Origin of the sequence: Plantibacter elymi (nom. nud.), from assembly GCF_900177795.1 — a bacterium.
In the GTDB taxonomy this organism is placed as follows: Bacteria; Actinomycetota; Actinomycetes; order Actinomycetales; family Microbacteriaceae; genus Plantibacter; species Plantibacter elymi.
Map to the genome: position 1 here is coordinate 335,818 of NZ_FXWJ01000004.1, position 21,736 is coordinate 357,553.

Genomic DNA, 21,736 nt, shown 5'->3' on the forward strand with positions numbered 1-21,736 from the left:
CGCCAGCGCACCGCGCTGCCGCCCGATGACCCGCGCTCGCGTCAGCGCACCGCGCTGGCACCCGAGCAATCGGCACCCGCTACCGGGGCAGACGGACTCCGATGCGCTCCAGGTGTGCGTTCGAGAAGGTCCCGGCGGGGTCCAACTCCTCGAAGAGGTCCCGAGCGTCGGCGAGCCGCGGCACGACCTCGGCGATGCGCTCGGCCGTCAGGAGGTTGAGCTTGCCCCAGTGCGGGCGGGCGGCGAAGGGAGCGAGCGCCTCCTCGATCGCGGGCAGCACGGCCCGGACCTCCTCGGGCAGGTTGCGCCAGGTGAAGTGCACGGCGAGCATCTCCCGGTGGTACGCACCGCTCAGCCAGAGCTTGTCGGGCGCGGCCGTGCGCAGTTCGGTCACGAGCAGCAGCGGGGCGATGCGATCGCCGAGCACACGCAGGGCCGTGATCGCGGCGGGTCCGTCGGCGCGGTCGATGAAGTACTCGGTCTGGATCTCGTCGCCGTTGCTCGGCGTCGACTCGAGCCGGAAGTGCGGCAGCCGTTCCCACCAGTCGCCGGGGACACCGCCCTGCAGCGTGAGGTTGTCGGGGTCCGTCTCGACGAGGTTGCCGGCGATCAGAGAGTCCCGCTGCACGCCGAGCCACGACTCCGGGACCACGGGCAGCTCGTCGTTGCCAGCGGCCAGGCGGGTCTTCCACCAGATCTGCTCGACGGTGTCGCCGAGCCAGTTCGTGAAGATGCTCACGCTGTAGGCACCACCGGTGACGCCCTCGAAGTCGGCGAGGACGGCGTCCCACGGGACGTCACGGTAGACGTCCTGGCGCACGCGGTAGGCGGGCTGCACGTCGACCGTCACGCGCACCACGATGCCGAACGCGCCGAGTCCGACGACGAGGCCGTCGAAGCCGGGGTCCCCGCGACGGACGTGGACGAGTTCGCCCGTGGCGTCGACGTACTCGAGGCCGCTCACCGCTGAGGACAGGATGCCGTTGTCGTTGCCGGATCCGTGGGTGCCGGTCGCGATCGCGCCGCCGATGGAGATGTGCGGGAGCGAGCCCATGTTGTGGAAGGCGAGGCCCTGTTCGGCGAGCCAGGCGGCCGCGATCCCGTATCGGGTCCCGGCTCCGATCGTCACCGAGCCGGCGGCCTCGTCGAACACCGGGTCGGCGGGGATGTCGAGCACCGTGATGAGCGTGCCGTCGGAGTCGGCGAGGTCGGTGAACGAGTGTCGGGTGCCGAGGGCTCGGACACGCGTGCCCGTTCTGGCGGCCTCCGCGACGAGTGCGCGGACCTCGTCGATCGACGTGGCGTTCACGATCCGCGGCGCTGCGAAGGTGTGCGTGCCGGCCCAGTTGCGTTCAAGCGTCATGAGCGCAAGCTTGCCAGAGCTGAGACGACCCGCAGGCGTTCCCGAAACATTTCCGGTCAGGCGGGCGGGGTGGCGTGCTTGTTCTCGAGCAGGATGCCGACGGAGACGAGCACGACCGCGCCGAGGAACTGCGCGATGATCCAGGGGATGCCGCTGAACGGGAGCGGGAGGACCGGGTTCCACACGATCGCGACGAGCAGCGTCGGGATCATCCAGAGCGGTTGCTTGGCCTGCCAGGCGAACACGGCCATGATGAGCGCGAGGATGCTCACCACGAACAGCACGATCGTAAAGGCGTCGAGTTCGAGCAGCGCGAGGCCGAGCATGAGCGCGACCGCACCCATGATGCCCGGGATGAGCGCCGGGCGAAGGGCGAAGGGCGCAGGGGCTGGAGCTGACGTCGGACTCGGCATCCCACGAGTTTACGTGGAGCGGCGGGGCGTCGCCGAGCGGTGCGGCGGGGCGGATACGGCACAATCACTGCATGGGCGTTCTCATCTACGGTGCCGGAAGTCACTACGACTTCGACGACCGCGTGCTCGCCCACCTCAGGGCGGCGATCGGGAACAAGCTGCGTCGTCGGGAGTCATTCTTCGTCGAGTGGACGAAGGGGGCTGTGGATGGCGGTGGACGGGTGAGCCTCTGGATCACGAGCGACGTCCCACTGCAGTTCCGGTTCGCGCAGCCGGAGCCGTCGGTCAACCAGGCGTGGGTGCGCGCCCTGCTCGACTCCTCCTACACGCCGGGCGGCATGATGCTCACGCCCGAACCCGGCACGACGACCGCCCCGGAGACGGCGTGACCGGAGGGCTAGCTCAGCGCTGCTCCACCAGCGCGGCGAGTTGCTCCGTGACGATCCCCCAGCCGGCGTGGAAACCGAGTTCGAGGTGTTCGTCGCGCTGGGCGACCCCGCTGTGGAGCGCGGTCGCGCGGTAGCGGGTGCCGTCGGGGTGGTCGGCGAGGTCGATCACGGCGGTGATGAACGGCTGCTCGGCGGGGCGCCAGCCTGCGGTCAGCGCCGTCGTCCAGACGAGTCGCTGCTCCGGATCGACCTCCAGCACGCATCCGGTGATCTGCGGCACGAAGTCGACGCCGTCCTCGCTGAACTCGGTGCGGAAGGACCCGCCGGGTCGCAGCTCGAACTCGACGACCCGACACACCGCCGGCGACGGCACCCACCACTGCCCGAGCGTCGCGGGGTCAGTCCACGCGGCCCAGACGGCCGATCGCGGCGCGTGGATGATCCGCTCGACCAGCAGATCGCGTTCGTCGGCCGGTTCGGGTTGGGTGTGATCGGTGTCGGTCATGCGGTGCTCCTCCGTGGTCAGTCGGCGTCGTCCTCGACGCGGGCGAAGCGCGGTCCCTCGTAGCCGTCGCGCGAGACGGGTTCGACGAACATCGCGAGCGGTCGCACCCACGACGTCGGCGGGGTCGTGGTCGTCCGGTAGAAGACATACGGTTCCTCGGTCTCGCTGTGGCGCCCGACGCCGATGACCTCATACCGCGCGCCCTTGAAGTGCCGATAGGTGCCGGGCTCGACGCCGAAGGACTCGCCGTCGTCGGTGCTGGCCGTGCTGTCGTCGCTCATGCCGCGATTCTAACCAGCGGGCGTCGCGGAGTCGGTGCCCGCTTCTTCGGCGCGGAGCTCGGACACGTGCCGCACCAGGTCCTGCATCTGACGAGGGAACGCCTCGCCGATGTCGATCCCGAAGCGGTCGGCGAGCACGAGACAGGACCAGATGGCATCACACAGTTCGTGCTCGAGCTGTTCGAGTCCGATGCCGTCGATGCGACGCGTCCCGTCGAGCGTCATCACGATCTTGGCGAGGTCACCGACGTCGCCGACGAAGCCGAGGGCGACCTCCTGGTTCGTCCACGGACGTCCGATCCGCTTCGTGCTGAGATCGTCGTAGGCGGCGGCGACCTCCATGGCGTGGGCGTTCAGCGTTGCGAAGTCCTGAGTCATGCCCAGAGCCTAATCAGCGCTTTCGATGCTTGTCTCGATTGGAGTTCCGGCGGACAGGTCCCGGACATACTGGCGGCACACATACACCCGAGCGAAGCGTTCCCTGAGCTCCTGCTCGCGCTCGATGCCCGCATGGACGAACGCGCGGACCGGGCTGCTGAACCCGGCCGGAGTCGTGAACCCTTCGGCGTCGTCTCCGTCTTCCAGGTGCACATGCAGGTACTGGAACGCCTCGGAGAAGCCGTTGCGCCGGTACCAGGAGTTCGCTGCCTGGTCCTCGCGGGTCCACGCATCGAGCCTCGTGATGTCTGCCCGGGCCAGCCGCTCTACGGCTACCTCAAGGAGAGCGGCGCCGATCCCCCTGCTCTGATGATCGGGATGTGTCGCGACCGAGTCGATCGTGGCCTCGTCACCGTCGACGGTGATGTCGAGCAGGCCGAGCACCTGTCCCTCGACATCGACCGCGACCAGCCCGAACGACGGCGCCACGACATCGGGGCGGCGAGGCCACACGTCGTCGTAATACTGGGTCGGCAGGAAGGCGAGCACCCGGCAACGCACCCAGGTGGGTTCGTCGCTCGGCTCGTAGAGGCGGATCGCGAACGGATGCGGGTCGAGGGTCGTCACGGTGCCCCCATCGTAGAGGCGGAACTCCTGTGCAGGCCAAGCACTCACCCGGCGGTCGGCACCACGTCCCAGTGCTCGCGGATGAGCTTGTCGTCGACGCGGAAGATGTCCGCTGCCAGAACGGGGTCGTCCGCCTTCGCGCCGACGCTCTGCGAGAACGTCCAGACGAGGTCGCCGTCGCTCAGCGAGATGACCGACTCCTGCGGCGGGAAGGTCGCGGAACCTGAGAAGAAGGACTTGAGCGCCGCCGTTCCGTTCGGTGCGACCGGGTTGTGCTGGAGGTAGGCGGGGTCGAAGGCCTTGTCGAGGATCGAGACGTCCTGGTCGCGGAACAGCGTGTTGTACGCGTTCACCGCGAACGTCCGGTTCTGCTCCTCCTGCTTCTCCGACGGCGCGACCGCGGGCTTCGCCGGGCTGTAGAGGTCGCTGAACATCGTGTTGGTGTTCCCGCTCGCCGGTGTCCCGGTCGCGATCGGCTGATCGAACGCCCATCGCTCGACGACGGCGCCGTCCCGCACGCGGAACAGGTCGACAGCGGCCTCGCCTGTCCGCTCATCGGCCGGGTCGGAGGCGACCTGGTAGTGCACGGCGACAAGGTCACCGTCGGCCGCGGTGTGCTTGACGACCGCCTGCGCCCCGGGGACCCGTGTCCGGTCGGCGGTGAACTCGGCGAGGACGCCGCTCGGCCCGCTCTTCTGCCCGGAGCCGTGCGCGACGGCGTCGGCCGCGACCAGCTTGTCGGTCGTGGCCACCGCTTTCGAGGAGGCGGGGTCGGGGAAGGCGTCCGTGTAGAGCTTGAGCACGGCGGCGAGGTTCTTCTGCTCGGTCTTCGAGTCGCTGCGGTCGCCCGTCGAGCCGCCGTCGGCGCTCCCCTTTCGCGCCGACGAGACCGAGGACGACGGATCAGGCACGGCTGCGGAGGTGGCCTGGCACCCCGCGAGCAGTGAGACGCCGGCGAGGACAGCAACGGCGCGGACGAGGGGGACGACGAGGGCACGTGATCTGGTCATGGAATCACTGTGCGACGGCGTTCTGAACCTCAGGTGAGGTGTCCCTGGGCTTCGCTGGGAATCCGTGTCTTTCAGTTCGACGGCGGTTGAAACCTCCCGAAGTCTGCTCTCGCGGCTCGCATCTGCCTGGCCTGTTCTCTACCCTGGGTGCAACGATCGTGTCATCCGGGGGGGGTGCATCGTGGGCTTGATCCAAGACGTGGGTGGTGGGCTGCTGCTGGCGCTCGGACTCCTGCTCGCCGTGCTGGTCCTCTTCCTCGTCCTCGCGCTCGGCACCCAGTACATGCGGATGCGCCGTCGACGGCCGCAGGGGAAGCAGGCTCGTGCCGACGTCGAGGTCCGCGCGCAGCTGTTCGAGGACGGCTTCTCCGAGCACGAGGTCGCAGACGCGATCCAGACATCCCGACCCCGTGATGATGCCTGATCGCTTTGACGAAAGGCTCCGTGCATGCTGAACCGGTACGCGCTCGCTCGCACCGTCGGCGGTCTGCTGGGCCTCGGGGTCGGCTACCTCCTGTGGGAGGGGCTGCGGAACGCGATGCTGCGCGAGATCCCCGCTGGTGCGTGGGAAGCGGCGACGATTTCCGACGCCTTCGTGTCGCTCATCGGCATCGCGGCGGTAGCACTGATCATGACGCCCGGGCTGGTGCTGTCCGCCGTCGCAGAGCAGGCGACGAGGTGGATGTCGCGCTCCTCATCTCGCCGGGCACCTGTCGACCGGAGTCGATCATCATGAACGAGCCGTGGCTCCTTGCGCTCATTCCGATCTGCAGCGTGCTCGCGCGGAACGTTACTCGCGATCTCTCGGCTCTCGGTCAGCGTGTAACCCGGCGCCCCGGGCCGGGATAGGGCCCGGGCTCGATCCGATGCCGAGAATGTCGACGTATCCGTTCCACGATCTCATCGCGTCGGCCATGCATCCATGGCGCAGTGACCGCGTCCCACTCTTCTGGGAACGGGATGTAGAGCACGGGCGGATCCACGCCCCACCCGGCGTCGAAGACGAAGCCCTCGGCCCCCTCCCAGTAGACGACCTCTTCCTTCCAGCGAGGCTCGACCTCGAACTCCGCGTCTTCCCCCGTCTGCACGCTTCGATGCTATGCCGCCCGTGCCGCCGACGGACGGGCATGACGACGAAAAACCCCCTCCGTCCCGGTGTTGCTCGGGGATGGAGGGGGCTTCTTCGTGGCGGTACCGGTGGGATTTGAACCCACGGTGCTCTTTCAAGCACACAACTTTTCGAGAGTTGCACCTTCGGCCGCTCGGACACGGTACCGGGGTCGAGTGTAATAGAAGACGAGCGCCGACGCGAATTGAGCGATGCCGGTCATCCACAGGCGGCGCGGAGGGCCGGCGGTGTCGGCGGCCGCGCTTAGGCTGGCCGCATGGCCAAGGCACCCTCCCCCGCATTCCGCTGCACCGAATGCGGCTGGACCACCGCCAAATGGGCCGGTCGCTGCGGCGAATGCCAGCAGTGGGGCACGGTCGTCGAAGCGTCGGCTCCCACCGGCGTCCTCGGCAAGCTGACCCCGATCCGCGCCACCGACGAACGCGCCGCACGTCCCATCACGGAGGCCCGCGCCGACGAGGCACCGCGCTGGTCGAGCGGCATCGCGGAGTTCGACCGAGTGCTCGGCGGCGGCATCGTCCCCGGCGCCGCGATCCTCCTCTCCGGCGAGCCTGGCGTCGGCAAGTCGACCCTGCTGCTCGAGGTCGCGTCCCGCGCGGCGAAGACCGGCGCCCGCGTCCTCTACGTCAGCGCAGAGGAGTCGGTCGGCCAGGTCCGCCTCCGTGCCGAACGCACCGGCGCGCTCCACGACGACCTCTACCTCGCCTCCGAGACCGATCTCGCCACCATCCTCGGCCACATCGACCAGGTACAGCCCAAGCTCCTCATCGTCGACTCCGTCCAGACCGTGTCCTCCTCGCAGTCCGACGGCCTCGCCGGACAACCCGGCCAGGTACGCGAGGTCTCAGCCGTCCTCACCCGCATCGCCAAGGAACGCGACCTCCCGATCCTCCTCGTCGGCCACGTCACGAAAGACGGATCGATCGCCGGCCCTCGGCTCCTCGAGCACCTCGTCGACGTCGTCTGCCAGTTCGAAGGCGACCGCCACACCGCGCTCCGGTTCCTCCGCGCGCAGAAGAACCGCTTCGGCGCCACCGACGAGGTCGGCTGCTTCGAGATGGCCGGCGACGGCATCGCCGAGGTCCCCGACCCGAGCGCCCTCTTCCTCAGCCAGAACGAGCCCGTCGCCGGCACCTGCGTCACCATCGTCATGGAGGGACGCCGCGCACTGCCTGTCGAAGTCCAGGCGCTCATCAACAAGACGCAGGCGCCGAACCCCCGCCGGGTCACCAACGGCGTCGACCCCTCTCGAGTCGCGATGATCCTCGCCGTGCTGCACGGCCGCTACTCCTACGACCTCACCGACCACGACGTCTACATCTCCACCGTCGGCGGCGTGAAGATCAGCGAACCGGCAGCCGACCTCGCGATCGCCCTCGCCCTGGTCTCCGTCATCCGCGACCTGGCCCTCCCCCGCGACCTCGCGGCTTACGGCGAGATCAGCCTCAGCGGCGAAGTGCGTCCGGTGAGCGTCGCGAAGCAGCGCGGCTCGGAGGGCAACCGACTCGGCTACAAGCTGCTGCTCAACTCCGACGTCAGCAACGACCTCAAGTCGGTGCTGGGCATCGCGAAGACCGCAGCCGAGGCGGCACAGCCCGCCCGACGCGAACGCGAGCTCGACGCCGCCTTCTGAGCGGACCCGCCCGCCTGCTCCACGAACCAGGCCCGGGGCGCCCTGTTCACAACTCCTGCGGACTGGTCCCGCAGGGCCCCAGAACGGGACCTGTCCGCGTTCGGACGACGACGTGCAGGAGTTGTGAACCGCAGACGCCGCCGAGAGCAGGACCTGCGATCAGGATCGAGCTATTCGGCGGCCGGCGCCTCGAGCTCGAGCACCCGCAGCAGTTCCTCCGGCGACGCCTGCAGCGAGTGCGGACCGGCGACGTCGAAGAGCACCGTCTCGATGTCGTCGCCGTAGGTGCGGAGGAAGCTGGCGAGCCAGGCGCCGTCGTGCAGGCCGACGTAGGGCGGCAGGGCGGCCGGCTTGTTCTTCGCATCGGAGAAGAGGAGCAGCGCGAGCCTCGCGGTCTCAGGCTGGCGGAACATCCAGACCTCGCCGGTCTCCGTCGGCTTGTCGGGGTTGCCCGGCTTCATGAGCGGGACGACGAACCGACCGTTCCGCAGGGCGAGGGCCACGGCGACCATGTCGCCGGCGGCGAGGGCTGCGGCCAAGGGCTCGGAACGGAACTCGGGTCGCTTCTGCTTCGCCATGCGTCCATTGTCGCAGGCCGGTGCGGGGCCGCGAGTCGAGCACTTCGACAGGCTCAGTGACCGAGGGGGCGGCTCGGTGACCGGGGCGGCTCGGCGAGCAGGTTCCGTCAGTTGAGGAGGAACTGCGCGCTGTCGGCGGAGACGAAGCCACCGATCGACGTGTTGAGGTGGTACGACGCACCACCGGCGGGCACCGGGTCGCGCGGCTGGTCGCAGGTGTCGGGCGCCGACCGCGTGCGGTCCCAGGTGATCGGCGGGTTCGACGAGACCGTCTTCCCCGGCTCGAGGAGCACCTGCTGGTCGCTCGGTGCGGTCTGGCAGTCCGTCGACGTCCAGTAGGGCTCGTCACCGCTCGAAACGGTGAACACCTGCTGGCTCGTGCCGGCGTTCATCGTGCACGCGGCCGAACCGGTGTTCGTCACGCTCAGCGAGAGCTGCGGGAGTTCGTCCGCCGCGAAGCTCGTCCCGTTCACGACCGCCTCGACGCGGATCTGGTCGGCCGTGCACGCGGCCGCCGAACCGGGGTCGGTGGTCGCGGCCTCGTCGATCGGTGCGGTCGTCGACGCCTCCGGAGCAGCCGTCGGCGCGGGGGTCGCGGTGGGCGTCGGGGTCGTCTTCGCCGCGGTGTTCTCGGTGCCCGGACCCGACGCGAGACGGACGATGAGCACGATGACCAGGACGATGACGGCGAGCAGGACACCGAACACGATCAACCTGCGTCGCCAGTAGACGGCGGGCCGCTCCGGTCCGCGGGGATTCGTGAGGCTCGACATGCTCACAGATTAAGTGCAGTGGCGCGGAAACGCCCGATGCCCCGCCGTCGGTGCGGACCGTGGTCCGACCGATGACGGGGCATCGGGATGGTGCTCGGTGGTGCTGGGTGTCGTGAGCGCCTAGAGCTGCTGCGCCGAGCGACGACGGGCGATCACGAGCGCGAGACCACCGACGAGGAGCAGCGCGGCGAGCGCCGCGTTCCCCCACGGCTCGGCACCGGTCTTGCTCAGGCTGCCGTCCTGGCTTCCGCCGGCCGTTCCCGAACCGGTCCCGCCGCCCGCACCGGGCTGGGTGCCCGGGTCGGTACCGGGGTCGACCGCCGCAGCCTGCACGACGATGTCCTGCCAGCCGATGACGTTGCCGTCGGCGTCTTGGACGACGAGGCGGTGGGCACCGACCGGGGCGTCCTCAGGAACCGTGACCTGCACGTTGCCGTCCGCGTCGACCTGCACGAGGCCGTCGCTGACGAGGATCGGGTCGGAGTGCAGCCAGACGCTGACCCAGGTGCCGGCGTACTCCTTGCCGACGTGGATCGTGGCGAGCTTGCCGATGATGAAGTCGGTGATCGCCTTGATCAGGTCCTTGAGCGCCTGGATGAGCGCGGACTCCGGTGCGGGCGTCGGCGGCGTGACCACCGGCGGCGTCGCGACCGTGAGCGGCACCGTCAGCGTCGTCCCCGACTCGAGTGCCGTGAGGCGCACCGTCGCCGCGCCGTCAGCGGTACCCGCCGGCACGGTGAAGGACACCGTTGCTGCACCCGCGGTGACCGGGACCGTCCCGATCGGCGAGCCGTTGAGTTCGATCGCCAGCGAGGTGTTCACCGGGCTGCCGGTCGAGGTGAGGTCGAGCTTCGCGACGTCGAACGAGACCGTCTTCCCTGCGGCGACCGCTGCGGTCGGCGCGTTCGTGACCTGCACGCTCTGGCGGGCGAAGTCCGGGGACACCGGGCTGTTCGCCGTCAGGTAGGCGATCCACGCGTCGCGGTCGACGAGACCGGAGTCGCGCGTGTCCGTGCCGTTCGCGAACTCGCGGAAGTTGTCGCCACCCTGCAGCAGGAAGCTGAAGGAGCCGATCCGGTAGCTCTTGCTCGGGTCGATCGGCGCACCGTTCACCGTGATGCTCGTGATCCGCTGTCCCTGGGCCTTCGTGGGGTCGAACGTGTACTGCACGTTCGACGACAGTCCGAGCTGCAGGTACGGACGGGACGGCACGTTCCCGGCCGCGTCGAGCTGCCACTGCTGCTCGAGCACGGTCTTGAACTGCGCACCCGTGAGCGAGGTCGTCCACAGGTTGTTGAGGAACGGCAGTACCGCGTTCGCCTCGGCGTAGGTGATGTCGCCCGCGAGGATCTCCTCACGCATGCCACCCGGGTTGACGATGCCGATGTCGGCTCCGCCCCGGTCGGCACTCGAGAGCGAGGCGCGGAGCGAGTCGGCGACGAGCGCACCGAGCGTCGACTCGGCGCCGCGGTCGTCCTTCACCCCGTTGTTGAACGCGCGGGTGATGTCGGCCTTCGCCTCACCGATCTTCTGGTTGCCGATCTCCGCCGCGACCGCGAGGGCCTTGTCGGTGATCGTCTTGACCGTCGCGACCGCCGGGAACTGCTTGACCAGGTCGGCCTCGGCCACCGTGGTGCGGGCGACGTTCTTCGCGGTGTAGGCGGTGACGTCACCCGACGCGCGGTCGACGGTCAGCGTGATCTGACCGATGAACTCGCCGTAGCTGCCGGTCTGGAGCACCGGGCGGGTCTTGCCGGTCACGCCGGGGATCGGGGCGTCCCACGCATACTGCTTGTGCGTGTGGCCGGTGAAGATGGCGTCGACGTCCGCGCTCGTCGTGGTGACGATCTCGGTGAAGGCGCTCTGTTCGGCGAGCTCCTGCTCGAGGGTCGCGCCGTCCGGCGTGCCGGCCCCGGCACCCTCGTGGTACTCGGCGACGATGACGTCCGCCTCACCGTTGGACTCGTCGCCGTCGGTGAGCTGGGCAGCGACGCGGTTCACGGCCTCGACCGGGTCCCCGAAGTCGAGGTCCGCGATGCCGGCGGGCGACACGAGCGTCGGCGTCTCCTGCGTGATGGCACCGACGACGGCGACCTTCACCCCGTCGATGTCGAGGATCGTGTACTCCTTGAGCGCCGGGTTCTTCGTGCCCTTCTGGTACACGTTGGCCCCGAGGTACGGCCAGGCGGCGTTCTTCCCGTCGGCCATGACGCGGTCGACGAGGTCGCCGTAGCCCTGGTCGAACTCGTGGTTGCCGACTGCGGACGCCTTCAGGCCGAGCGCGTTGAGCACGTCGATCGTCGGCTGGTCCTGCTGCGAGGAGGAGGCGAACAGCGAGGCGCCGATGTTGTCACCAGCGGAGATGAACGCCGTCTGGTCGGGCGCGAACATCGCCTTGAGCTGCTCGATCGTGCCCGCGAACTTCGTCGTGTTGGCGTCGATCCGACCGTGGAAGTCGTTGATGTTGAGCAGGTTGACGGTCGCGGACTCGCTCGCGTCGGCGCTGATGCCGACGATCACGGGGTCGTGGTCGCTCGAACGGAACATGTCCGGCACGTTGAAGTCGGTCACGTTCGCGTTGTAGCGGGAGTACTCGAGGGCGATCGACTCGACGGAGTTGATGTTCCACACGTCCGCACCGGTGACGCTCTGGTCGGCCTCCGGCGATGCGAAGATGTGGTCGAGTGACCCGACCGCGCCTTCGTACGCGTAGGTGTACTCGCCGGTCTTGGCCTCCTGGCTGATGTAGCCGGCGTCGCGGAGCACATCCAGCGGGTCCTCGGCGTCGTAGGAGTTGAAGTCACCGACGAGGAAGACCTTCTTCGTGCCGACGTCCTTCGAGACCGTGTCCGCGAAGGTCACGAGGGCCTTGGCCTGACGCGTGCGGTCGCCGGTGAAGGCGCCCTGACCGGTGTTGGCGTTGTCACCGGTGGCTGCTGCCGAGGTGCTCTTCGACTTGAAGTGGTTCGCGATCACGAGGAACGTCGCGGCGTCGTCCGCACCCTTGGGCTTGAACGCCTGCGCGTCGGGCTCACGGGCGTTGTCGAAGGCGGGCGAGTCGAGCAGGATGCGCGATTCACCGACGGTCTCGACGGTGGCGGACTTGTAGATGAAGGCCGTGCGGATGACGTCCTCGTCCGTGGGCACCTTCGCGGGCGACGGGACGAACGTCCAGGTGCCCTCGCCGGCATCGGCGTTGAGCGCCGCGGTCAGCGTCGTGAGGGCGTCGTCGCGGTCGAGCCCGATCGAGGCGGAGTTCTGGATCTCCTCGAGCGAGACGACGTCGGCGTCGAGGGCGTTGATCGCCGAGACGATCTTCGCCTGCTGACGGGCGAGGCTCTCGGCCGTCGCCGCACCTCGGACACCGCAACCGGCGGCGTCGGAGTTGTTCACCGTGGTCTTGCCGCCCTGACGGTCGGTGTAGAAGGTGCACCCGGTGCGGGAGTCGCCGGTGGTGGCGAAGTAGTTGAGGACGTTGAAGGTCGCGAGGGAAACGTCGCCGCCGACGCCGCGAGGCGAGGTGGAGCGCGTGTTCTCGAACGTCGCCGGCTGCACGGTCGCCGTGTTGGCACCGGTCAGCTGCTGCGTGGGCTGGAACTTCCAGTTGCTGTTGCGGAAGTCGAAGACGACCGGAGCGGTGAAGTCGACGGCGGCACCGACCCGGACGGGCGCGGTGGTCGAGAGGTACGGCAGCGGCGTGCCGGTGTTCTCCGCCTTCGAGAAGTCGACGGTCGCGCCGTCGTCGAGGACGACCTTCTCTGCCGGGACCCGCGCCGCGGCTGCGAGCGCCTCAGCGGAACCGGGCTTGCCGAGGACCGTCGGCGTGACGAACGGCGTCGTCGACGCCGCGAGCGCGATCTCACCGTAGCGGTTCGTGCTGTAGTTGTCGGTGACCGTGTAGTCGCCGGCGGGGGCGAGCAGCATGCCCTCGAGGCGTTCGCGCTCCTCATCGGTCGCCGGGAAAGCGACACTCGCGGCGGTCGGTGCCGTGACGCCGGTGGCGTCGAGCACCGTGACGGCGGCCGCGTCCGTGACCTTCAGCTGTGTCAGGCCGTAGTACTCGTCCACGACGCCGGTGACCTGCAGGTACTGGCCGACGGCGACGGAGCCGACGGTGGCCGGCGAGTAGACGAAGACGCCGTCGGACGCGAGGTGCGTCGCGGGGTCGATCGCTCCACCGGTGCCCGCGGTCTGCAGGTAGTAGCCGTTGAAGCCGCCGGTCGGGAAGCTCGCGGTGACGAAGCCCGTGGTGGTGACCGTCTGGCCGACCATCGTGCTCGCGGCGCCGGTGCCCTGGATGTCGGCGATCGTCGCTGTACCGGGCTCGACCGGGGTGGTCGGGTCGGTGGGCTCGGGGCTGGGCTCGGGGTCGGGGGTCGGCTCGGGGTCGACCGGGGTGTCGCCGGCGCTGTTCTGCGGCGTGATCGTGCCGCTGAGCGTGAAGTCGGCGGCGTTGCTGTCGGTGTCGGCGAAGTTCGTCCGGTTGATCGACTGCGGGACGCTGTTGCTCGAGGGCCCCGGGGCCACAGCTGTCTCGAAGGTGTTCGAGGTGCCGTACCCGAGCAGGTCGACCACCGAGGGGTCAGCGCCGGTCGAACCGATCGGCAACGTGACCGCCGAGGTGGACGCGACCAGCGCGATGGTGCCGGTCGACCCCGAGGGGTTGAGCGTGCCTGACACGTCTGGGGTGGGCAGAGCCGCACCGTTCCCGCCAGAGTTTCCGGCAGCTCCGACGAGGTAGTACCCGCCGGCAGCAATCGAACCGGTCAGTGGCGTCACACCGGAGGACGGGCCGGTCCCGGTCGCGTTGCGGTACTGGATCGACCAGCCGCTGACATCGACGGCCGCATCGCTCGGGTTGTAGAGCTCGACGAACTTGTTCTGGTAGGGCGCGTTCGCGCTCCCGCCCGAGAGGTAGGCCTCGTTGATGACGACGCCGAGGCCGTCGGTCGAGGCGACGGCTGGTGTCGCCACGAGGGGTGCGGCGACGAGCCCGGCAAGGGCGGCGAAGGCGGACAGCCTCCACGGGTGTTTGAACGACATGTGGCTCCGAATCGAGGGCCGTCCTCGTTCGGAGCGCGCGACAACGCACCCCCCATTCGAGGCACAGACGATGGGTAGTGCCTCACAAGCTAACCGACATGCGTGACGGAAGACCACCGCGAATGTGAACGGCACGTAAATCCGGGCCTGCTCATCTGAGCACGCGGTTCGCACTGGAAACCGGCGAAAGTGCTGATCAGCGGTGTGTTGTGAACGGTCTCATCGGTCACTCCGACGAGCACCAACCTTCAAGCTGTGGTTCAGAGCAGCTTGAGCATCCGCGTGTTACCGAGCGTATTCGGCTTGACCCGCGCGAGGTCGAGGAACTCCGCGACACCTTCGTCGGACGAGCGCACGAGCTGTGCGTAGACCTCGGGTGGGACGATCTCCTCGCCGATCTCCTGATAGCCGTGCTTCGTGAAGAAGCCGGTTTCGAAGGTCAGGCAGAACAGGCGACGCAGACCGAGCTCGATCGCGTCGTGCTCGAGGCGTTCGACGAGCGCGTGGCCGACCCCAGTGCCGAGATGGTCGGCGGAGACGGCGAGTGTGCGGACCTCACCGAGGTCCTCCCAGATGACGTGCAGCGCGCCGCAGCCGATGAGTTCGCCGTCGGGTGTCTCGGCGACGCGGAACTCCTGGACCGCTTCGTAGAAGACGACGTCATCCTTGCCGAGGAGGATGCGCTGCTGCACGAGCGGTTCGACGAGCGCCTGGATGCGGCGGACGTCGCTCGTGCGGGCGCGACGGACCACATACCCCTGCTGAGCCTGCTCGACCATCCCGCCTCCTCCTGTCAGAACCTCCGAGAAGTCTACTGACGCCAGCGCGGCGCTCCCGACCGAGCGCGGGTTGGTGGGCGCCAGCGCGGTGCTCTCGCGCGAGCGCTGCCGAAGCGGCGTGAGCGCGACCCAGCCGCGTGAGCGCGGCCCTCCAGAGGGGCGCGCTCGGTCCGGTGGGGCGCCGTCAGCGCACCGCGCTGGCGCCGGATACCGGAGTGGCGGCACCGGATCACGAGGGGCGGATCAGTGCCAGGACTTCGGGCCCGCGGTACCGGCCGGGTAGGTGTCGATCGACACCTCGTCCTTGCGCCACGCCTTGAGGACCGGCGCGACGATCCGCCAGCACTGCTCGGCGACGTCACCGCGCACCGACAGGGTCGGGTCCCCCTCGAGGATGCTCGACAGGACCTCGCCGTAGGCACTGAGCTGCCCGGCCTGGAGTTCGGCGTGGAGGGCGACCGGGTCCAACTCGAAGGGGTCGTCCTCACCGTTGATCATCAGGTCGAGGTCGAGCGACGCCGGCTTCAGGCCGATGCGGAGCCGCGCCGGGGTCTTCATGCCGTGCAGACCGGACGGGAGGTGCGGCACCGGCTTGAAGGTGAAGACGATCTCCTGACGGGTGTCCGCCAGCGCCTTCCCGGACCGCAGCACGAACGGGACACCGGCCCAACGCCAGTTGTCGATCGCGAGGGTCATCTCGGCGAGCGTCTCGGTGTGGTGCGACGGGTCCACGCCCTGCTCGTCGATGTAGGCGGGCAGCTTGCGGTCGCCGATCGTCCCGGCGCCGTAGCGTGCACGCCGACTCTCCGTGCCGTTCGCCTTCCACGTTCGGGTCGCCCGCAACACCTGGGCCATGCCGCCACGCAGATCCTCGGCGTCGACGCTCGCCGGTGGCTCCATGGCCGCGAACGCGAGGACGAGGAGCAGGTGACTCTGGATCATGTCGATCAGGGCGCCCGCACGGTCGTAGTACCCGGCGCGACCCTCGAGGGCCAGCTGCTCGTCGAAGACGATGTCGACGCGTTCGACGTTGTCGGCCGAGAGGAGCGGTTCGAAGATGCGGTTCGCGAACCGCAGGCCCAGCAGGTTGAGGACCGTCGACTTGCCGAGGAAGTGGTCGACGCGGAACACCTGCTCCTCCGGCACCAGGTGCTGGAGCAGACGGTTGAGCGAGCGGGCGGAGGCGTAGTCGGTGCCGAACGGCTTCTCGAGGGCGAGCATGATGCCCTTGGGGAGCTCCAGCTTCCGCAGCGCCTTGCACGCGAGCAGGGTTATGGCGGGCGGCAGGGCGAAGTAGAGGGCGACGTTCGTTCCGGCGGCCGCAAGGACGCGTTCGAGCGACGCCGGGTCGGAGACGTCGGCCTGCACGTAGGTGGTCTCGGCGACGATCGTCTCGGCGAGCTTCGACGGGGCGTCGGCGAATGCGGTCTCGACACGCTTCCGCCAGGCCTCGTTGCTCGACTCGGAGCGGTCGACCCCGATGAGGCGCACCGCCTCGCCACGCGGGGAGGCGAGGAGCGACGCGAGTCCGGGCAGTAGGAGTCGGGCCGTGAGATCGCCCCCGGCACCGAGGATCACGAGGGTTCGAGGGGCGGAGGATTCCGAGGTGGCGGCGGTCATGCGGCGATCCTACGCGGTGGGCCGACGAGGTCGCGCGGCCTTGCGCCCTCCCGAGGTCCACCTCACCCCGGTCCAGCGCGGTGCGCTGACGCGAGCGCGAGGGTGTGGGCGTCAGCGCGGTGCGCTGACGCGAGTGGCGCGGTATCGGCCTCACCGCGGGTCAGGGACGTGGGCGCGCCCCTCCGGAGACCCGCGCTCACGCGCTGGACCCGCGCTCACGTCAGCGCACCGCGCTGGCGACCCACCACAGCAGACCCGGGCGGGCAGGCAGTACTGTGAGCGCATGCGACTCGGAGTCCTCGACGTGGGATCGAACACCGTCCACCTGCTCATCGTCGATGCCCACCCGGGAGCGCGGCCGATCCCCCAGTCGTCGCACAAGTCGGTGCTGCGACTCATGCGCTATCTGACACCCGACGGATCGATCAGCGACGAGGGCGTCGCGGTCATCCTCGAGTCGATCGGTGCAGCGGCAGCGATCGCCCGCGAGAGTGGCCTCGACGAACTGCTGTCGATGGCGACCTCGGCCATCCGCGAGGCGACGAACGGCCCGGAGGTCCTCGCCCTCGTCGAGGAGCGGACCGGCATCGCCCTGCAGGTCCTGTCCGGTGACGACGAGGCGAAGCTCACCTTCCTCGCCGTCCGCCGCTGGTACGGCTGGTCGGCCGGCGAGATGCTCCTCCTCGACATCGGTGGCGGCTCGCTCGAGATCGCAGCCGGCGGCGACGAGTACCCCGATGTCGCGATCTCCCTCCCGCTCGGCGCCGGCCGCTCCACCGTGGGCTTCCTCCACGACGACCCGCCGACCGCCGCACAGCAGGAGGCACTCCGCCTGCACGCCCGCGAGGTGCTGACCGCAGCACTCCCCGCGTTCGCCGAGGAGCCCGACGCCCATCACGTCGTCGGGTCGTCCAAGACCATCCGCTCCCTCGCACGCCTCGCAGGCTCGGTTGCCGACGGCATCGGTGGCACCGAACGGTCGCTGCTCCGGCGCAGCCAGCTCGACGACTGGATCCCGCGCCTCGCCCGCATTCCGGCTGAGGCGCGACCGGCGCTCCCCGGGATCACCGCCGACCGCACCTTCCAGATCGTCGCCGGCGGCATCGTCCTGTCCGAGGCGATGGCCGCCTTCCGCGTCCGTGAGCTCGACGTCTCCCCCTGGGCGCTCCGCGAGGGCATCATCCTCCGGTACCTCGACCGCCTCGGCTGACCGCCGCTGTTCGTTCGCCCAGGTTTGGGCGAGTGAGCGCCGAATCGCCCGAAGATGGGCGAACGAACACCCCCGACACGACGAAGGCCCCCACTCCGCGGAGTGGGGGCCTTCGGTGACTCGGGGCTACTCGCCCGTGATCGCGAGATCCGGCGTGGCCGAACCCGTGCCGAGCGACGCCTGCGCGTTGACGCCGGCACCGACCGACTCACCACGAGCCGAGGTCGTGAAGGCGAATGCACCGTTCACGAAGTCGACGTGCACGTGGTCGCCGGCGTTGAGCTCACCGTGGAGGATCTGCTCGCTGAGCTGGTCTTCGACCTCGCGCTGCATCGCACGACGCAGCGGACGAGCACCGAGGGTCGGGTCGAAGCCGACCTCGATGAGGCGCTCCTTCGCAGGCAACGTGAGCTCGATCGTCATGTCGCGGTCGAGCAGACGCTCCGAGAGACGCTTCGTGAACAGGTCCACGATCTGCAGAAGCTCCGGCTTCGACAGCTGCGGGAACACGATGATGTCGTCGACACGGTTCAGGAACTCGGGCTTGAAGTGCTTCTTCAGCTCCTCGTTCACCTTGCCGCGCATGATGTCGTACCCGGTCGAGGCGTTGCCCTCGATCTGGAAGCCGACCGGACCACCGGCGATGTCACGAGCACCGAGGTTGGTGGTCATGATGATGACGGTGTTCTTGAAGTCGACGACGCGACCCTGACCATCCGTCAACCGGCCCTCTTCCAGGATCTGGAGGAGCGAGTTGAAGATGTCGGGGTGGGCCTTCTCGATCTCGTCGAAGAGCACGACGCTGAACGGCTTGCGACGCACCTTCTCGGTGAGCTGGCCGCCCTCTTCGAAGCCGACGAACCCGGGAGGAGCACCGAACAGTCGCGAGACCGTGTGCTTCTCGCCATACTCCGACATGTCGAGGGAGATCAACGCGCCTTCGTCGTCGAACAGGAACTCGGCGAGCGCCTTCGCGAGCTCGGTCTTACCGACACCCGTGGGGCCGGCGAAGATGAACGAGCCCGAGGGACGCTTCGGGTCCTTGAGGCCGGCACGCGTGCGGCGGATGGTCTTGGAGAGCGCCGAGATGGCCTCCTCCTGACCGATGACCCGCTGGTGCAGCGCCTTCTCCATGAAGACGAGTCGCGAGGACTCCTCTTCGGTGAGCTTGAAGACGGGGATGCCGGTCGCCTGGGCGAGCACCTCGGCGATCAGACCCTCGTCGACCTCGGCGGTCGTCTTGACGTCGCCCGAGCGCCACTGCTTCTCGAGGCGCAGACGCTCGCCGAGGAGGTTCTTCTCCTCGTCGCGGAGGGACGCCGCCTTCTCGAAGTCCTGCTCCTCGATAGCCGTCTCCTTGGCCTCGCGGACGCCGGCGATCTTGTCGTCGAACTCGCGCAGCTCAGGCGGGCTCGAGAGGATCGACAGACGCAGGCGTGCACCGGCCTCGTCGATCAGGTCGATGGCCTTGTCGGGCAGGAAGCGGTCGGAGATGTACCGGTCGGCGAGGTTCGCCGCCGAGACGAGCGCGCCGTCGGTGATGGACACCTTGTGGTGTGCCTCGTACCGGTCGCGCAGCCCCTTGAGGATGTTGATCGTGTGGGGCAGCGACGGCTCCATGACCTGGATCGGCTGGAAGCGACGCTCGAGTGCGGCGTCCTTCTCGAAGTGCTTGCGGTACTCGTCGAGCGTGGTGGCACCGATGGTCTGGAGCTCACCGCGGGCGAGCAGCGGCTTGAGGATGGAGGCTGCGTCGATCGCGCCTTCGGCGGCACCGGCACCCACGAGGGTGTGGATCTCGTCGATGAAGACGATGATGTCGCCGCGGGTGCGGATCTCCTTGGTGACCTTCTTCAGGCGCTCCTCGAAGTCACCGCGGTAGCGGCTACCGGCGATGAGCGAGCCGAGGTCGAGCGAGTACAGCTGCTTGTCCTTCAGCGTCTCCGGGACATCGCCCTTGACGATCGCCTGGGCGAGACCCTCGACGACGGCGGTCTTGCCGACGCCGGGCTCACCGATGAGGACCGGGTTGTTCTTCGAGCGACGGGAGAGGATCTGCATGACCCGCTCCATCTCCTTGTCGCGACCGATGACCGGGTCGAGCTTGTTGTCGCGCGCGGCCTGCGTGAGGTTGCGGCCGAACTGGTCGAGGATCTGCGACCCGCCCTGTGCCTGCTGCTCACTCTGGTTGCCGCCGACCGGGGCTGCTTCCTTGCCCTGGTAGCCGGACAGCAGCTGGATGACCTGCTGGCGCACACGGTTGAGGTCGGCGCCCAGCTTCACGAGGACCTGGGCTGCGACGCCCTCGCCCTCGCGGATGAGGCCGAGCAGGATGTGCTCCGTGCCGATGTAGTTGTGGCCGAGTTGCAGCGCTTCGCGCAGGCTCAGCTCCAGCACCTTCTTGGCGCGCGGCGTGAACGGGATGTGTCCCGTCGGCTGCTGCTGGCCGGTACCGATGATGTCGGTGACCTGCTCGCGCACGGCATCGAGGGAGATCCCGAGGGACTCGAGCGCCTTGGCGGCGACTCCTTCTCCCTCGTGGATGAGGCCGAGCAGGATGTGCTCGGTCCCGATGTAGTTGTGGTTGAGCATCTTGGCCTCTTCCTGGGCCAGGACGACGACACGACGCGCACGGTCGGTGAATCTCTCGAACATGATCACTCTCCTCCGGCACCGGGCAGGGTGGTGATGCCGTTAGTAGGAGCGTAACGACCGCCGCAGCTCTCTTCGCCCCTGTTCGCCGTGGGCGTGATGCGCGGCCTCCGGGAACGCCGCAGCGCACGTGCACCGGGCACGTGCGCTGCGGGTGTCGGCTGATCGCGGCTCGGTCAGACCGGGAACCGGACGGTCGCCGCGAGGGCGCCCCCACCGGGGACGTCGTCGGCGCGGACGGCGAGGATCCGGGCGTCGGAGAGCAGCGCCCGGCGGAGGATCTCGTCGATCACGCCGTAGTTCGTCGCGTCGGCGTCGTCGGCGAGCGTGACGACACCGGTGGTCTCGTCGACCGTGCCCGGCAGGTTGCTGTCGATGTCGACGAACAGGGTGTCGACCGCGTTCGCCGTCGCGGCGCGTGCCACGTCGCCGAGGTCGGTCACGGCACGACCGTTCGACGCGCGGGTGCCGAACTCCTCGCACAGCGCGTGCAGCTCGGCGGCGTACAGCTCGTCGAGGATCGGGCGCGCCGCTGCGGCGAGCTGCTCGTCCGAGCGCTCCTGCTGGTTGCCCTCGATCTCGGGCTTCACGAGGTGCTTGTAGCTCGAGACGGATCGGAAGATCCCCGTCATCGGTTCGGCACCCGCGAGGATGAGCGGCTCCTTCGAGCCGGCGAGCACCGGCGACAACGCCTTGTTGATCGCCTGCGCGTATTCCTGCATCCGGACCTTCTGTCCCTCGGAGCCCTGGATGCGTCCCTGGGGGCTGCGTCCGTCGGAACCGCGACCCCGGATCGAGTCGACTCCGGCGGCCGCGGCGACGTCGGCTGGGACACCCTCGAGTTCGATGCTCGTGGCCGGCAGATCACGCGAGACGGCGACGAGTCGCACGCCGCTCTGCGCGAGCGCCAGGACGTAGGCCGACTGCGGGAAGGTGAGCGCACGCATCAGCGGCTTGATGAAGAAGCGGTCCGAGACCTCCGTGCAGGACTGGAGGATGTTCGGGACGCGGAAGTAGCGCGTGAGGCTCGGGCTGATGTACAGCGCCAGGCTCGACGACAGGTAGCGGAGGAAGTCCGGATCCTCCTGGAGGTCGTCGACCTGCTGCGTGAACGCCGCGATCGCCGCCCGGTCTGCTCCCGCGGCCGTCAGCTGCTCGACCGCCACCTTCACCTGGTTCTTGAGGTCCAGGCGGATATGGCTCGTATCCGAGGGGTTGGTGCTCGTCGCGAGGATGATCGACACGCTGCCGGGCTCGCGAGCGGTGGCGAGCTCGACGATGTCGGAGCGGGTCGGAATATCGGTGTGGTGCACTGATGCCTCCTTCGATCGCGTCAGGCGAAGGGTCGACCGG

The 21,736-nt window shown here is 68.8% G+C and carries 20 protein-coding genes and 1 tRNA gene; 5 read left to right on the forward strand and 16 right to left on the reverse strand.

Going from position 1 to position 21,736, the window contains the following annotated elements; all coding sequences use genetic code 11:
* Positions 1–79: 79 nt before the first annotated feature.
* Entirely contained in the window at positions 80–1,363 is a 1,284-nt protein-coding gene (locus CCK91_RS14100; protein WP_086474525.1) for an FAD-binding protein, read from the reverse strand.
* A gap of 56 nt (positions 1,364–1,419) precedes the next feature.
* On the reverse strand, positions 1,420–1,776 hold the full coding sequence (locus CCK91_RS14105; protein WP_086474526.1) for a DUF6804 family protein: 357 nt from the start codon (positions 1,774–1,776) through the stop codon (positions 1,420–1,422).
* Positions 1,777–1,847: 71 nt separating this feature from the next.
* Here CCK91_RS14105 and CCK91_RS14110 point away from each other — a divergent pair, with 71 nt between their 5' ends.
* The gene (locus CCK91_RS14110; RefSeq protein WP_086474527.1) at positions 1,848–2,165 is read left to right on the forward strand and encodes a DUF7882 family protein; all 318 of its coding nucleotides are present in this window, start codon (positions 1,848–1,850) and stop codon (positions 2,163–2,165) included.
* 13 nt (positions 2,166–2,178) lie between these two features.
* On the opposite strand, the gene CCK91_RS14115 is transcribed toward CCK91_RS14110, so the two are convergent.
* From CCK91_RS14115 to CCK91_RS14135, 5 genes are read right to left on the reverse strand one after another with little or no spacing between them, the layout of a single operon-like run.
* Complete coding sequence (locus CCK91_RS14115; protein ID WP_086474528.1) at positions 2,179–2,670, reverse strand: SRPBCC family protein; 492 nt, start codon at positions 2,668–2,670, stop codon at positions 2,179–2,181.
* A 17-nt stretch (positions 2,671–2,687) separates the two neighbouring features.
* Positions 2,688–2,951 (reverse strand): DUF1653 domain-containing protein, encoded by a 264-nt coding sequence (locus tag CCK91_RS14120; RefSeq protein ID WP_086474529.1) that lies wholly within the window; start codon positions 2,949–2,951, stop codon positions 2,688–2,690.
* A 9-nt stretch (positions 2,952–2,960) separates the two neighbouring features.
* A complete protein-coding gene (locus CCK91_RS14125; protein WP_242664548.1) occupies positions 2,961–3,329 on the reverse strand; it encodes a nucleotide pyrophosphohydrolase in 369 nt (122 codons plus the stop codon).
* 9 nt (positions 3,330–3,338) lie between these two features.
* Entirely contained in the window at positions 3,339–3,956 is a 618-nt protein-coding gene (locus tag CCK91_RS14130) for a GNAT family N-acetyltransferase (protein WP_086474714.1), read from the reverse strand.
* A gap of 44 nt (positions 3,957–4,000) precedes the next feature.
* The gene (locus tag CCK91_RS14135; protein ID WP_086474530.1) at positions 4,001–4,966 is read right to left on the reverse strand and encodes a nuclear transport factor 2 family protein; all 966 of its coding nucleotides are present in this window, start codon (positions 4,964–4,966) and stop codon (positions 4,001–4,003) included.
* A gap of 181 nt (positions 4,967–5,147) precedes the next feature.
* On the opposite strand from CCK91_RS14135, the gene CCK91_RS14140 reads away from it, so the two are divergent.
* Complete coding sequence (locus CCK91_RS14140; protein WP_133060003.1) at positions 5,148–5,390, forward strand: hypothetical protein; 243 nt, start codon at positions 5,148–5,150, stop codon at positions 5,388–5,390.
* Positions 5,391–5,414: 24 nt separating this feature from the next.
* Positions 5,415–5,702 (forward strand): hypothetical protein, encoded by a 288-nt coding sequence (locus tag CCK91_RS14145; protein ID WP_086474532.1) that lies wholly within the window; start codon positions 5,415–5,417, stop codon positions 5,700–5,702.
* A 79-nt stretch (positions 5,703–5,781) separates the two neighbouring features.
* Here CCK91_RS14145 and CCK91_RS14150 read toward each other — a convergent pair whose 3' ends face one another.
* Complete coding sequence (locus CCK91_RS14150) at positions 5,782–6,054, reverse strand: hypothetical protein (protein WP_086474533.1); 273 nt, start codon at positions 6,052–6,054, stop codon at positions 5,782–5,784.
* 98 nt (positions 6,055–6,152) lie between these two features.
* Positions 6,153–6,242 (reverse strand) — tRNA-Ser (locus CCK91_RS14155).
* Positions 6,243–6,351: 109 nt separating this feature from the next.
* Here CCK91_RS14155 and radA point away from each other — a divergent pair.
* Complete coding sequence (radA, locus tag CCK91_RS14160; protein ID WP_086474534.1) at positions 6,352–7,728, forward strand: DNA repair protein RadA; 1,377 nt, start codon at positions 6,352–6,354, stop codon at positions 7,726–7,728.
* Between the two features lie 170 nt (positions 7,729–7,898).
* Here radA and CCK91_RS14165 read toward each other — a convergent pair whose 3' ends face one another.
* The 5 genes from CCK91_RS14165 to CCK91_RS14185 form a co-directional block, all read right to left on the reverse strand.
* Positions 7,899–8,306, reverse strand: coding sequence for an SseB family protein (locus tag CCK91_RS14165; protein ID WP_086474535.1), 408 nt, complete (start codon positions 8,304–8,306; stop codon positions 7,899–7,901).
* A 107-nt stretch (positions 8,307–8,413) separates the two neighbouring features.
* Entirely contained in the window at positions 8,414–9,079 is a 666-nt protein-coding gene (locus tag CCK91_RS14170; protein WP_086474536.1) for a hypothetical protein, read from the reverse strand.
* Positions 9,080–9,199: 120 nt separating this feature from the next.
* Positions 9,200–14,122 carry an ExeM/NucH family extracellular endonuclease gene (locus tag CCK91_RS14175; RefSeq protein ID WP_086474537.1) on the reverse strand — a complete coding sequence of 1,641 codons (4,923 nt, stop codon included), beginning with the start codon at positions 14,120–14,122 and terminating at the stop codon, positions 9,200–9,202.
* 260 nt (positions 14,123–14,382) lie between these two features.
* Positions 14,383–14,901 carry an amino-acid N-acetyltransferase gene (locus CCK91_RS14180; protein WP_086474538.1) on the reverse strand — a complete coding sequence of 173 codons (519 nt, stop codon included), beginning with the start codon at positions 14,899–14,901 and terminating at the stop codon, positions 14,383–14,385.
* Positions 14,902–15,144: 243 nt separating this feature from the next.
* On the reverse strand, positions 15,145–16,521 hold the full coding sequence (locus tag CCK91_RS14185) for a glucose-6-phosphate dehydrogenase (RefSeq protein WP_086474539.1): 1,377 nt from the start codon (positions 16,519–16,521) through the stop codon (positions 15,145–15,147).
* Between the two features lie 283 nt (positions 16,522–16,804).
* Here CCK91_RS14185 and CCK91_RS14190 point away from each other — a divergent pair, with 283 nt between their 5' ends.
* Complete coding sequence (locus CCK91_RS14190) at positions 16,805–17,731, forward strand: Ppx/GppA phosphatase family protein (protein ID WP_064294323.1); 927 nt, start codon at positions 16,805–16,807, stop codon at positions 17,729–17,731.
* Between the two features lie 126 nt (positions 17,732–17,857).
* Here the strand turns inward: CCK91_RS14190 and CCK91_RS14195 are convergent, their stop codons facing one another.
* Together CCK91_RS14195 and CCK91_RS14200 are read right to left on the reverse strand one after the other, a co-directional pair.
* Positions 17,858–20,386 carry an ATP-dependent Clp protease ATP-binding subunit gene (locus tag CCK91_RS14195; protein ID WP_064294324.1) on the reverse strand — a complete coding sequence of 843 codons (2,529 nt, stop codon included), beginning with the start codon at positions 20,384–20,386 and terminating at the stop codon, positions 17,858–17,860.
* Positions 20,387–20,559: 173 nt separating this feature from the next.
* A complete protein-coding gene (locus CCK91_RS14200; protein WP_086474540.1) occupies positions 20,560–21,696 on the reverse strand; it encodes a baeRF11 domain-containing protein in 1,137 nt (378 codons plus the stop codon).
* Positions 21,697–21,736: the final 40 nt, after the last annotated feature.